The 11,740-nt window shown below is 57.7% G+C and carries 22 protein-coding genes and 1 pseudogene; 16 read left to right on the top strand and 7 right to left on the bottom strand.

Annotated features, from left to right (window positions below; all coding sequences use genetic code 11):
• The 6 genes and pseudogenes from ALO80_RS03170 to ALO80_RS03140 all read right to left on the bottom strand — a co-directional run.
• Positions 1-386, bottom strand: a pseudogene (locus ALO80_RS03170) (hypothetical protein); the annotation flags it as partial.
• On the bottom strand, positions 386-724 hold the full coding sequence (locus tag ALO80_RS03165) for a hypothetical protein (protein ID WP_024640756.1): 339 nt from the start codon (positions 722-724) through the stop codon (positions 386-388). The pseudogene ALO80_RS03170 and the gene ALO80_RS03165, both read right to left, overlap by 1 nt.
• A 749-nt stretch (positions 725-1,473) precedes the next feature.
• Entirely contained in the window at positions 1,474-1,875 is a 402-nt protein-coding gene (locus ALO80_RS03155; protein ID WP_055007907.1) for a response regulator transcription factor, read from the bottom strand.
• 60 nt (positions 1,876-1,935) lie between these two features.
• Positions 1,936-2,142, bottom strand: a complete 207-nt coding sequence (locus ALO80_RS03150; protein ID WP_055007906.1) for a hypothetical protein — start codon at positions 2,140-2,142, stop codon at positions 1,936-1,938.
• 501 nt (positions 2,143-2,643) lie between these two features.
• Entirely contained in the window at positions 2,644-3,171 is a 528-nt protein-coding gene (locus ALO80_RS03145) for a DUF4410 domain-containing protein (protein ID WP_055007905.1), read from the bottom strand.
• 28 nt (positions 3,172-3,199) lie between these two features.
• Entirely contained in the window at positions 3,200-3,859 is a 660-nt protein-coding gene (locus tag ALO80_RS03140; protein WP_055007904.1) for a LexA family protein, read from the bottom strand.
• Between the two features lie 89 nt (positions 3,860-3,948).
• On the opposite strand from ALO80_RS03140, the gene ALO80_RS03135 reads away from it, so the two are divergent.
• On the top strand, positions 3,949-4,158 hold the full coding sequence (locus ALO80_RS03135; RefSeq protein WP_024420198.1) for a hypothetical protein: 210 nt from the start codon (positions 3,949-3,951) through the stop codon (positions 4,156-4,158).
• Positions 4,159-4,300: 142 nt separating this feature from the next.
• Entirely contained in the window at positions 4,301-4,708 is a 408-nt protein-coding gene (locus tag ALO80_RS03130; protein WP_055007903.1) for a hypothetical protein, read from the top strand.
• Here the strand turns inward: ALO80_RS03130 and ALO80_RS30420 are convergent.
• The gene (locus tag ALO80_RS30420; protein WP_162491658.1) at positions 4,680-4,874 is read right to left on the bottom strand and encodes a hypothetical protein; all 195 of its coding nucleotides are present in this window, start codon (positions 4,872-4,874) and stop codon (positions 4,680-4,682) included. The genes ALO80_RS03130 and ALO80_RS30420 overlap by 29 nt on opposite strands.
• A gap of 243 nt (positions 4,875-5,117) precedes the next feature.
• Between ALO80_RS30420 and ALO80_RS03125 the strand changes: the two genes are divergently transcribed.
• The 14 genes from ALO80_RS03125 (at position 5,118) to ALO80_RS03065 (ending at position 11,644) form a co-directional block, all read left to right on the top strand.
• Positions 5,118-5,915: a hypothetical protein gene (locus tag ALO80_RS03125; protein WP_055007902.1), complete on the top strand. Its 798-nt coding sequence runs from the start codon at positions 5,118-5,120 to the stop codon at positions 5,913-5,915.
• A complete protein-coding gene (locus tag ALO80_RS03120) occupies positions 5,905-6,699 on the top strand; it encodes an ATP-binding protein (protein ID WP_055007901.1) in 795 nt (264 codons plus the stop codon). Before ALO80_RS03125 ends, ALO80_RS03120 begins: the two co-directional genes overlap by 11 nt.
• Positions 6,699-7,004 carry a DUF1364 domain-containing protein gene (locus ALO80_RS03115; protein ID WP_055007900.1) on the top strand — a complete coding sequence of 102 codons (306 nt, stop codon included), beginning with the start codon at positions 6,699-6,701 and terminating at the stop codon, positions 7,002-7,004. Before ALO80_RS03120 ends, ALO80_RS03115 begins: the two co-directional genes overlap by 1 nt.
• Positions 7,001-7,432, top strand: coding sequence for a VRR-NUC domain-containing protein (locus ALO80_RS03110; RefSeq protein ID WP_055007899.1), 432 nt, complete (start codon positions 7,001-7,003; stop codon positions 7,430-7,432). The genes ALO80_RS03115 and ALO80_RS03110 overlap by 4 nt, the downstream gene beginning before the upstream one ends.
• A complete protein-coding gene (locus ALO80_RS03105) occupies positions 7,429-7,761 on the top strand; it encodes a hypothetical protein (protein ID WP_144434197.1) in 333 nt (110 codons plus the stop codon). Before ALO80_RS03110 ends, ALO80_RS03105 begins: the two co-directional genes overlap by 4 nt.
• On the top strand, positions 7,761-8,033 hold the full coding sequence (locus tag ALO80_RS03100; RefSeq protein WP_055007897.1) for a hypothetical protein: 273 nt from the start codon (positions 7,761-7,763) through the stop codon (positions 8,031-8,033). Before ALO80_RS03105 ends, ALO80_RS03100 begins: the two co-directional genes overlap by 1 nt.
• Entirely contained in the window at positions 8,030-9,307 is a 1,278-nt protein-coding gene (locus ALO80_RS03095) for a tyrosine-type recombinase/integrase (RefSeq protein ID WP_055007896.1), read from the top strand. Before ALO80_RS03100 ends, ALO80_RS03095 begins: the two co-directional genes overlap by 4 nt.
• A 2-nt stretch (positions 9,308-9,309) precedes the next feature.
• Positions 9,310-9,561 carry a hypothetical protein gene (locus ALO80_RS03090; RefSeq protein ID WP_055007895.1) on the top strand — a complete coding sequence of 84 codons (252 nt, stop codon included), beginning with the start codon at positions 9,310-9,312 and terminating at the stop codon, positions 9,559-9,561.
• On the top strand, positions 9,558-9,878 hold the full coding sequence (locus ALO80_RS03085) for a hypothetical protein (protein WP_055007894.1): 321 nt from the start codon (positions 9,558-9,560) through the stop codon (positions 9,876-9,878). The genes ALO80_RS03090 and ALO80_RS03085 overlap by 4 nt, the downstream gene beginning before the upstream one ends.
• Positions 9,879-9,880: 2 nt before the next feature.
• Positions 9,881-10,264 carry an antiterminator Q family protein gene (locus ALO80_RS03080; RefSeq protein WP_055007893.1) on the top strand — a complete coding sequence of 128 codons (384 nt, stop codon included), beginning with the start codon at positions 9,881-9,883 and terminating at the stop codon, positions 10,262-10,264.
• Positions 10,265-10,444: 180 nt separating this feature from the next.
• Positions 10,445-10,768 (top strand): phage holin, lambda family, encoded by a 324-nt coding sequence (locus ALO80_RS03075; protein ID WP_080336554.1) that lies wholly within the window; start codon positions 10,445-10,447, stop codon positions 10,766-10,768.
• Positions 10,765-11,184: a hypothetical protein gene (locus ALO80_RS03070; protein WP_055007892.1), complete on the top strand. Its 420-nt coding sequence runs from the start codon at positions 10,765-10,767 to the stop codon at positions 11,182-11,184. Before ALO80_RS03075 ends, ALO80_RS03070 begins: the two co-directional genes overlap by 4 nt.
• Entirely contained in the window at positions 11,114-11,302 is a 189-nt protein-coding gene (locus tag ALO80_RS31725) for a hypothetical protein (RefSeq protein WP_235812441.1), read from the top strand. Before ALO80_RS03070 ends, ALO80_RS31725 begins: the two co-directional genes overlap by 71 nt.
• Positions 11,303-11,305: 3 nt before the next feature.
• Positions 11,306-11,644 carry an HNH endonuclease signature motif containing protein gene (locus tag ALO80_RS03065; RefSeq protein WP_005745620.1) on the top strand — a complete coding sequence of 113 codons (339 nt, stop codon included), beginning with the start codon at positions 11,306-11,308 and terminating at the stop codon, positions 11,642-11,644.
• The last annotated feature ends 96 nt before the right edge of the window (positions 11,645-11,740 follow it).

Below are 11,740 nucleotides of genomic sequence, written 5' to 3'. Positions count from 1 at the left end.
AACGCTTTGTATTCGAAGCCGTGCACGCGGGCCATTTTCCGAAGCCTGTAGATGCTCAGGTCCGTTTCGCGCATGACATCGGTGATCGTCATCGTCTCGGCAAGCTTGCGGACGACTTCCACTTGTTCGGCGATGGCGTTGCAGCGGTCTTGGATCGCGTCGCGGGGCGCTGCTGCCCGCATTGCTTCTTTAGTCCGCCGACGGGGTGCTGGCTGCTGAACGCTTAGCGCGCTCATGCGGCCATAAGGCTTTGGCTGCGGCCTGACCGGGAAGCCCTTTAACGTTCCGATCACGCCGCCGCTTTTCAGGAACTCAGCCACCTCAGCCTCGAGGATGGCGGACCGCTCTTTGTTGCGCTGAATCGTGCTCAGCTCTGGACTGATCATCAGCTGGCACCGTAGAGCGCGAAGAGCGCCAGGCCGGTAGCGATGGCAGCAGTCCAGCGCAGCATGTGAGTGGCGAACGACCGCTGACGTACAGGCTGGGCTTCCAGTTGATCAGCGGCCTTGCAAGCGGCGCTGTGGCCGCGATGCACGCCGCATACATTACCTGTCGAGCGCTCGACGATGCCGAACTCGTTATTGCCGTTCGGCACGACCGTGAAGCGCGGCAGGGCTGCCGGATTCTTGCGGCCGACCTTGTCGTAAAACTCGGCAGTGGAGAGGGTGCAGCGCTGGCGCAGGCCTTCGAGGATTGCACGACGCTGGCTGATTGTCTGATGCATATGAGGCTCCCTGACCGCATTGGCCAGATGCCAGGCGCGGGCGACCAAACCCAGCCGTGAGACTGGCCTGGCACCTGCCGATGCGGTCGTTTGATTTGGGGGAGGGTGATGCAGATGGCCGGTGCTGATCCCGGCATAACGAGTGTTTAGCGATTTGCGCGAGTTAGGGGATGGTTACCCATGTTCAGATCCGCCACTCGTTGACGCTAACTGCGCATCAGCCTGCGCATTCATCTGCGTGTTGATGCAGGGGGCCGCTTTCGCGGTGTGTACTCATCCGCATCGGGGTGTGATCTGTGACTACTGCTGGCTTCTGTTTGCGGCTACCGGCGCCACACCGGCTATTTGTGCACTCAGCCACAGCGTTTTCATGCAGATCACACTCCGATGCAGCCTGGCGCTATGACAGGGTTCGGGCAGTTTTCGTCAGGCTGACGTGGTGCTGGTTGTGGCAAAAGCCAATGAGCTGAGCCCGGTTTCAATCCCGAGCCGGGCTCTGATTCGGGAGTCGAGCCGACTGCAAAACTTTTTCGTGAGCTCTGTATCTCTCACTGCGAGCCCCGACAAGGACAGCGCTCGCCAGCTCAAGCGCGGAGTTTGCTTCCTCGTATGCCCGCTGTGCTTCGTCCTCTTGTTTCGCTGCTGCTGCCAGTTCGTTGAATGCGGCTAACTGGGCCTCTGTCATTTTGGTTTCTCCAGTAGGTTTCTCGTGCTGGCCAGTCGCAAGGACCGGGCAGGTAAATTGTTGCTCAGCAGATCGCCGCTACCGGCCGGAACTTGTCCGAGCCCTTACGGCTGATCTTCTGTTCGTACCCGCCCCGGCGTGACTCTGGGGCTCTGCGCTCGCGCCTCATCGATTCATCGCCCAGCACTGCGTGCAGAACGATCACCGACATGAACAACAGGCAAAGCGGGGAAATGATCTGTCGGCGCATGGCCTCGGCGATCATCGCTGTCTGGCGATTCACGCCGAGCTTGAACATGGCGACCGACAGGCGCTTAACGACCGTGCCCGGCGCGATGCCGAACGTGCGGGCGATTTCCTTGGCTGTGCAGCCCTGGGCGGCTGACAACAAATACTGCAACTCTCGCGGCGCAAGACCACGGCCGAGGTGGCCTCTCCATGCCCCACATACGATGGTGGTGTCCATTACGTTTTACTCGGTGGTTGTCATCCCGCTGCGCACTCAGCGAATGCGCAGGAGGATTGATCACGCGGTCTGTCGCGCTTCCTCGTGTTTTGAAACGCTTTCGTGACGCTCTTGCATCATCTTCAGGACCTGCTCGCGCTTTTCGCGCCCATCAATGGCTGCAAAAACTTCAATTGCGATACCCGCGATTGAACCTTCAACTTCCGAGGTCATGCCCGGCATCCAAATCTTCACTTTTGCATAGTCAGTGCGAGTGCTTCTGGCCATGTATTTCCCCTTCTGGTTGTCATCCCAAAGCACCCGGCAAGCCAGGTGCTTCAGTGATGCTTTCCGCCGCGACCCGCTACTGGCGTCGGCCTACGGCTCGAATTCAACTACCTAGAAATCCTCGGCAGTTGCTCTGTTTCACTGACCGCGATGTAGTCCATGCAATGGCATCCCACCCGTCAGCACTCTTTAATCTAGGGCCATCTACGCTGCTGGCCACGGGGTGAGGCGCCCCTGTACCGAACTTGAAGGTGTTCGGCTCGCTACCCTGGTTCATTGCCGCCGGTGTCGATCCGGCAAGGTTGCTGCTGTGTATCTAAAGAGCGGTCGATCCGAGAGACGCCTTCTGGGGCGTCGTTGCGTTTCGATGGATGTAATTTAGAAAACTAAACAAAATTAGTCAACCTGTATTTTTAGATAACTAAATATTTTGCCCGTGGGCAAACGTCGAGCACAAAAAAACCCGCGCTTGGCGGGCTTATCTGAAGCTGTAGTGGGGCGCTATTTCGCTGCCTTGATGTCTGCAATGATTCGCTTGGAGATCGCTTCCAGCTGCTTCTCTGTCATCGCCGAAAAGACACCTTCCCAAGCAGTGGACTTAGTATCGTAGGATCTCAAGCCCATCCGCCGGCCGCTCTCCATATCGATGAACTCGACCTTAGAGTTCACCCAAGCATTGCCTGTCATTGAGCCAACTGTGTAACGGGCGCCGGAGGTGATGTAGCGAAAGGTAGAAACATCCACTTTCAACAGAACGCCTGGGCGGGGCGCCGGATCTTGTTTGACGACCAGAAGGTCGTAGCCTTCCGCAGCCGCCTCGGTCTTCAGCGACTGCGACCAGGTGGACTGAAGCAATGGCCAGTCTTTGTGAGCCAGTACCTTGTCACTGCCGTCGAACTCCACGGCGATATTTTGCTTTGCGGCATGACTGACGCTCATCGTGCCAAGGCCGCCGCGCTCGACAGTAGCGGCGCACCCTGTCAGTAGGGCTGTGAAAATCAGTCCGACTACGGTTAATGCTTTCGACATTCGTTACATCCTTGCGAGTGGTGATCCTTTAATAGAGCGTCCCGGTCATACGCACGGCAACACCAATAATTATGCAGTCGTCCGAGCACTTGATCATGGAATACCCAGGGTTCAGGGGCTTCAGATAAAACTGACCCGCATCGTCTATCAGCTTTTTGAAGGTTGCTTCATTGCTACTGGGGAGCTTGGCAACGACTAGTTTCCCAGGCCTTGCCTCAATGCCTGGATCAACCAATATCAGCATTCCCTCGGGAACACTCATGCCGGTGGGCGCCGTCATTGAGTCGCCAGCTACTTCAAGCCAGAAGGCACGACCTTTGGCCTTGTAGTCACTGATCTCATAACGGTCCACTAATCCGGTTTCGACAGCCTCACTCCACGTGCCGGCGGCTACCGAGCTGACTACAGGGTAGCGATATATGCCTGTTGGGCGGTCAATCTCGCCAACGTTCGATGGCTCAGTACCGCGCATGGGTGAGTCCTGCATATCGCCTTTGCCGGTCTCCAGCCACTGAGGCGAGCACTGCAAAGCCTTGGCAAGCTCCATGAGATTAGATCCGGTCGCGCCGTTGGTGCCGTTGCGCCAAAACGTGATGGTTGCTTTTGACACACCAATCCTCGAGCTCAGCTCTGTAGCGCTCAGCTTTAGGTCGGTCATGCGAGCCCGAAGGCGATCTTTAAATTCCATATTTAGGATTCTAAACCCTTCGGTGTTTAGATAACTTGCCTTGGCCTGTTAAGATCTCTAAACTTAAGTGAAGACACTGGAGAATCACCATGACCTATGACGAAGCGCTGAAATATTTCGGCACCGGACGCGCAATCGGCGATGCCCTTGCCGTGACCAGCAGCCGGGTTTCTCAGTGCCGTACTGCGGGCGGGTTCTCTTACCCAATGCAATGCGTACTGGAGAAGGAATCGAGCGGAGCCCTGGTAGCCAGGCGCGAAGACGATCCAGCAAGCGCCTCACGAACAACTGCCGCTTAAATCCGTTAATCAACTGCGGAAAGTAGCGGAGTGACGGCAAGTATCCGCTCAGGCGGGAAGGGCAGGTAGTACAGCGGATGGGCTGTTGATTCATCCAGTACAAAATTCAAAACATGGCCCCGAAAAGGCCCGGAGCAGAGTGATGAGCGAGATCGTAGGCGTTGACGATGAAGGGCGTGCTGTATGGACGCTGACCAAAGATGGGCAATTAAGGATCAATGCTTCCTTTGCAAGCAAGCATGCACTTACCACGCCGCTTAAATCTGACAAGCCGAGCCGAGAGGCTTATCACGAGCAAGCCATCAAGAATGCCTGGCCAGCCGATGGCACTGCTAACGAAAAGCTGGAATGCATTACGCGCGCTTTGGCAGATTGCGCTCTTCAAAAAGCAACGTCGCCACAAATTGCCGAGCAGGCCCTGTGTGACGCCTTGGTGGAATTGGTCAGGGGTCGCGGACATTGCGATGGAATCGTAGCGGATGCGACCAGCATTGCAGCGGCACTGGTCGCAGGTTTGAAGGTTATTTCAGAGAGCGGTAATACGCCGTGATCTTCTCTTCGAAGGCAATCACGAAATCTCCCGCCTTTTGGCCACTTTCACGGCCTACAGATCTGTCCTTGAACAGCGCTTCCCCTGAGCTGCGTACGAGCTCGACAGCCAATTGGTGCGCTGCTTCTGTAGGGGAATGTTTCGGATCGAGAGTTGTTTCAGTCATGTCCGGTCTCCGTGACCTTGTTGTGTGGAAACAGAAAGCTACCACGGATGCACCGGACACCTACAGGGCCTGAATTTCAGGCAAAAAAAAGCCGGTGGCTAGACCGGCTTCTTCACAACATTACGAGGTCAATTATGCCCACCAATTCAGCGACGAGCAATACCTGCGAAGGCTCGTCAGCTTCATCGTTTACACATTATCTGACGCGTCATTTCTCAACGCCCACAAACGGAGGGCTGTGATATGGCCCGCGCACGCAACATCAAACCAGCGCTGTTCAAGAACGAAGTGCTTGGCGTGGCTGATCCCATGCTGACCTTGCTGTTCGAAGGTCTGTGGCTTCTCGCTGATAAAGCTGGCCGCCTCGAGGATCGTCCTCTTCGGATCAAAGGCGAGCTCTTTCCATACCGTGACGGCCTTGATGTCGACGGCATGCTTGGCTGGCTGGCGGCCGAGGGCTTCATTGTCCGCTATACGGTATCCGGCAAGCGCTACATCCAAGTCGAGAATTTCGACAAACATCAGAACCCGCATCGTAATGAACCGGAGTCAGTTATCCCTTCTGTATCAGATGGTTGTATCACTACCGATTTTGGCGGTACTGCTACTGCCATTCTCGGAAGCGCTCCGGCTGATTCTCTGATTCCTGATTCTCTGATTCCTGATTCCCTCAACACACCGACGCCTCCGGCATCGTCGCCGACGACTGGGGAGCTGTTCCCGAAGTTCTGGAAGCTGTACCCGAACAAGAAGGGCAAGGCGGCGGCCGAGAAGGTATGGCGGAAACTCAAAGTCACACCTGACCTATTCACCCTGATCGCCGAAGGCCTGGCCAAGCAGTGTGTTTCCCCGGCCTGGACGAAGGACGGCGGACAGTTCGTTCCGCACCCAGCCACCTGGCTCAACGGCAAGCGCTGGGAGGATGAGGTGCAGCCTGCAACCAACGTGCATCAGTTCCCCAACTCACGGCATCACGGCTTTGCCGATCGCGACTACACGGCGGGTTTGATCACCCGAGAGGATGGCAGCTATGCGATCTGAAAACATTGTTTCGATGCCCAGCGCCACGCCACCGCCGCAACAGACGACCGGCATGTGCGATGACCACGGGCAATTTCCTCAGACCGTAAACGTGATTTTCGGAAGGGTGTTCAAAACGGGATGCCCGGACTGCATGCGCATCGCGAAGGAAGAGGACGCAGAGCGGGCAAGGATCAAAGAGCGATACGAGCTATCCCTCAAGTTCGGCGCAGCGCTGATTCCGAAGCGATTCGCGACGAAGACCCTGACCGGTTACATCGCCGATACCACAGGCCAGAAAGAGGCGCTGCGGGTATGTCGAAAGTACGTGGACAGGTTCCCGGAAATATCCGCCACGGGCCGCTGCCTGCTGATGCTTGGCAAGCCTGGCACCGGCAAGACCCACTTGGGTACTGCGATTGCGAACGAGCTGATGCGCAAGACTGACGCCACGGCCGTCTACCGAACGATTGGCACGATCCTGCATGACATCAGATCGACCTATCGGCAGGGTGCCGAGCGTACCGAAGGGCAGATCATTGCGGCGCTCGTCAGCCCGTCGTTGCTGGTTCTCGATGAAATAGGCGTGAGCAAAGAAGCTCCGAGCGATTTCGAGCTGACCACGCTTTTCGCGATCATCAATGGCCGTTACGAGCAGATGCGCCCGACCGTGATCATTTCGAACCTCGACGGAAAGGCACTGCCGGTGGCAATGGGTGAGCGCTGCGTTGATCGACTGCGCGAAGGCGGTGTGATCGTGCTGCCTTTCGAGTGGGAATCGCATCGCGGCAAGGAGGACTTCTGATGACACGGCAAACCAAGCTCACGAAGGCGGCGCGTGACCGCGAATGCCAGATCCGTTACCCAGGCTGCTCGAGCGAATCCTCGACCACGGTCCTTGCTCATTACCGGCTCGCAGGTACTTGCGGCATTGGCATCAAGCCAAACGACCTGCAGGCCGCTTGGGCGTGTGCTTACTGCCACGATATCGCCGATGGCCGCCTGCGCGCTCCGGCGGTGCTGAGCCGTGAAGAAGTCCGCCTGTTCCACGCCGAGGGCGTCATGCGCACCCAAGACGCGCTGATTCGTGAAGGGAAGGTGTCACCGTGAAGCCCGCCGAAATGACGTTGTTCAAACCGAAGCGCACCCGCGCCAAGTCCGTCGACCGCGAAGGCCAGGAACAGGCAGCGCTGCTGCGCGAGCTCACGCTGCGTATGCCTCTGGTGGCTGCGCTGATCTATCACGTTCCCAACGGTGGCCACCGGCACAAGCTGGTGGCGATAAAGCTGAAAGAGCAGGGCGTGCGCGCCGGTGTGCCCGATCTGGTGCTGCCCATGGCTCGTGGTGGGTACTTCGGTCTGTACATCGAGTTCAAAGCCACGCCGCCGCATGACGCTGCTGTCTCGGGCAGCCAGTACGAGTGGATACGTCAGCTGGGCGAGCAAGGCTATCTTGCGATCGTCTGCCGTGGTCACTTCGACGCGATGGAGCAAATCCGCGCATACCTCCGACTTCCTCAGACCGTGGTGGCCGCATGAGAAATTTCTACATTCGTTGGGCTATGAGCACTTGGTTCGGCTTGATCCAACAGTACAAGTACTGCCCAGAGTGGGATGCGGCATTGAATCGCCTTATCGACAAGCACTGGCAAACGGTTTCGATCGAAGGCTGCACAGCCAGATTTGGCGAGGCAGAGGTTTGGATTGCGAACCGGTACTACGCCTTCGGACATGAATGGGGCAGTGGCCAACACTTCAGGCCGTCAGTTCACACGATGCGTCGCCTGGATTCCTTGATCAGCCATTTGGAAGGCCTGCAACTGGAGAAGGACAAAGAAACCCGCCGCAAGAGAATGGAGCGCTACTGATGAGCAATCAATTCAAACCGGGCGACTTGGCGCTGACCAAGGTTTTTGACGTAGATATTCCTGCAGGAAGCTTGGTAGAGCTTACTGAGCGCATAGAAAAAGGAACTCTGATTCGCGGCAAAGGCTATGCATTCAAAGCCCCTACGCCTGGCTGGTACGTGATCCAAAACAGTTCGGGAGCGCGCACTGCCTACGGCGAAAATGAGCTGATGCCTCTGCGCGGCGAATTCGCTCCAGAGCAGCAAAAAGCCAGGGAGGCGCAGCCAGCATGACGGCCGCCGTGCGCATCACCGACGCTGAAATCAAGCGCCAGGCCGCCGGCTCCGAGCGTGACCTGCGCGACGTGGAGAATCGTGGCCTGTACCTGCGCTTCACCCGGGACCGGGCGCGGGCGTCGTGGTACTTGGTCAGCAAGGGCAAATGGAACCTAGTCGGCCGCTTTCCCGATCTGTCAGCGAAACAGGTCGTTGCGGCTCTTCCTGGCATTCGCCTTCGCATTGATGCCGGTGACAACTCCACGCTATCCAAATGGGCAACGACAGGCGAGCTGCTGGGCTGGTTCGCCGAGCGGTATTCGCTCGACCGAAGCCTGTCGAAGAAACGCCAGGACACCAGTGCGTCGATGCTCAGGTGTCACCTCATGCCATGCTTGGGCGATATTGCGCTGGCAAGCATCGACAAAGCCACGCTGGACCGCCAATTGATTTGGCCAATGCAGCGAACCGTTAAAATTGACTACGTTCGATCCACCTTCCAGCTACTCGCCTTGGCGTTCCGGCAGGCATTCAAACTGCGGCTGATATCGGCCAACCCGATGCAAGACATCAAGTTCAAAGACTTCTCAAAAGCCAAGGTCGGCATCAAGGCGTCCAGGCTGCGCGGCACTCAGTTGCAGGACCTGCTCCACCATTTGGCCGAGGTCATAGAGTGCAATCCGCTCGACGGCATGTTGGCCGTGATGATGCTCTGCCACGGCACCCGCATTGGCGAGACGCGGCAAGCGCGCTGGTCGCACATCAGCCTGGCAGAGCGCGAGTGGTTCATTCCAGGCGAGAACACCAAGACAGGCGTCGAGCATCATCTGCCTCTCACAGATCAGGTGCGGCAGTTGCTGATCTGGTATCGCGACAGGCAACAGGCTGCCGGGTATGACGGACAGTTCCTGTTCCCGGGTCGCGCAGGTGAAGGACTCAGCGAGGGCCGCGCCAGTGCGGTATTTGCTCGGATAGGGAAGGGCGATTGGACCAGCCACGATCTGCGCAAACTGGCTCGCACCTGCTGGGCAGACATCGGTATCGACCACCTGATCGGTGAGCTGCTGATCAACCACGCCATGGGCCACAACGTGAAGGTTTACGTTCAGTCGGGCGTGATGGCGCGCAAGCGGGATGCATTGGAGAAGTGGAACGCCCATCTAGACGGAAAGGGCTTCGGCCGCATTCACACATTGACCGGCTTTAGATTCGAAGATTCTGATAATTGCCTACAGCCCACGGATGACGTGGCTTGCAGAGCAGATGCCAACACCACCATAGGCGAGGTTTAAAAATGCTGATTTCGCACGACAGCGCCTTGGCTTTTGCCTATGCGCTTCAGAAAACCGATACAGGAATGCCCTCGCCGTCGGCCTTCCGTCGCGAGTTCGACCGCTCAAAAGTCTTTATGGTGATGAAGCAGAACTTCGACGACTTCACCCGGCTGACGGTCGTAATGGATGGCGGTCACCGTTTCGATATCGACAGCGACAAAGTCACGTTCAATATCGACCTCGCTGCCGACTGGCTGGTTGGTGAAGGATGAAGAAGAGTCACGGCCCTGCGTTCCGCGCCACTCAACTTGACCTGGCCCTGTGCCCCGCCTGCCGAGGCCGCGCAGTGATCAAGGGCGTTTTCCATGACCTGGCCTGCGTGCAGTGCAACGCATCGGGCTGGGTCGCCGCCGAGACAGGTGAGGCACTCCCGCTTGAAGTGCTGGTGACTCAGTTGAGTATTCGCCTGCAGGCCGCTAACCGACGTATCGAACAATTCAAGCGTCCAGTGCAGATACCCGCGCTGGCAGCCCACTACGAACAGAACAACCGCCGCGGTGCCGGTGGAACGAATTACACAGGGGATTGACCATGATGACTCGCAACACGCTGCACCGCCCGCTGGGTGAAACTGAAAACATGCTCGAGCAATGGGGTTATTGGCGGATGGATGGTATGGGCGTGCCCAGCTACGCCTCGCCCACGCTCGCCCTGATGCGGGATGCCATGCCGATGCCCGGTAAGTCGTATGTGATCACGGACGAGCTGGCTTGTCTTGTGGACGCCGCCGTTGCTGGTCTTTGCGCTCGTCATCAGCAGATGGGCGATATGGTCTGGTTCTATTACGGTGCCAAGTGGCCGGCGATCCGGGTGGGTCGCCACTTCGCAATGAGCGAGGGCAAGGCGCGCGAGTTGATAAAGGCTGGTGCTGCCTGGGTGGATTGCTATTTGGATGGAGTTCGGTCGGCAGCGTAAAAAAGAGTTGTCCATATGGAATAGCTCTGTTTTCATGGCACGGTGTTCAGCTGTTCCAGCGCGGCACCCCTGATGATTAAGCCCAGCCAAGTGCTGGGTTTTTGCTTTCTGAACCATTTCAAAGGCTCGCCATATCGGCGGGCCTTTTTCGTTTATATATCCCGAAAGGGCCAAGACCGGATGCGCACTATGCCCGACAAGCCAGACACCTGGGCCAAGCTCTGGATGGCCCTTTCGAATCCACTATGGCAGGGCGCGATCATGGCCATCATCGTCTCTCTACTGCGCATCCTTTATGACGCGAAAGAAACCAGCAAACGCCGGATCTTCTTTGAAGCGTTGATCTGCGGTGCATTGAGCCTGGTGGCCTCAAGCCTGATCGAGTGGATGGCCTGGCCGCCCAGTCTGTCAGTCGCTGCCGGTGGCACCATCGGCTTCCTCGGCGTTACCGCCATACGCGAACTGGTGACCCGGTTCATTGGCCGCAAGGTGGACATCACATGAAGGCTATCGCCGCTGCAATCATCATTGGCCTTGTTGCCCTGCTGCTCGTTGGTATCCAGCAGTACCGCGTCCTCGCGCTAGAAGGGCAGGTGACGCTGCAGATGAAGACTGCCAAGGATGCCACCGACGCCAACACCGAAAGCCAGAAGACAATCACCACGCTCCAGGCCGAGGCCAAGCGCAATGCCAATTACACGGCCGATCTGCAGCAGCGCCTCAAGGCCAGCGAAGACAAGGCCCGACAAGCGAGGAAAGACTTTGAAGACCTCAAGCGTAAGAGCCCGGCTGTTCGTAAGTGGGCTGATCAGCCTTTGCCTGACGGCCTGCGCGGCAAGCCCGCGACCAGTGGTGGTAAAGACATCAGCGGTAAGCCTGGAAGCACCGGTAATGGTGCCGTGCGAACGGATCAGCGATAGCGACGAAGACTTGGCACTGAACGGTGACCTCTGGGCCTTGAAGGACCGAGCCGTCAACCTGCTGGACACGTGCGCCGATCAGGTCGACGCACAGATCAAACGCAGCCAGAGCAAGTAACCCATGGCACGGCTCAAGACGCTCGGCAACCGCGTCGCGACTCAAGGCGACAGGGTAAACACCGCGCCTCCTGCTACCTGGCGAGCGGGCAAGACCACGGCGAACCAGCGAGGTTACAACTACGCATGGCAGAAAGCGCGCTTGGTCCATCTGGGCGCCAACCCGCTGTGCGTCTACTGCGACCGAGCAGGGCTAGTCGTCGCTGCGTCGGTCGTCGACCACATCATCGCCCACAACGGTGATCAGACTCTGTTCTGGGCGCGATCCAACTGGCAATCCCTCTGCAAGACCTGTCACGACAGCGTGAAACAGCGCGAAGAGGCGAAAACTCGGTCGTTTTGACCGGTCTTGGCGTAATTTGCACGGTTTTGGTGCGAAATCGGACGTTTTGGAGGGGGGGGTCAAAAATATGGGGTTTTTCGGTTACTAGACCGCCCT

The sequence above is a fragment of the Pseudomonas caricapapayae genome, assembly GCF_001400735.1.
Lineage (GTDB): Bacteria > Pseudomonadota > Gammaproteobacteria > Pseudomonadales > Pseudomonadaceae > Aquipseudomonas > Aquipseudomonas caricapapayae.
Note: the sequence above shows the minus strand (reverse complement) of the source record. Positions and strands in the feature narration are given on the sequence as shown.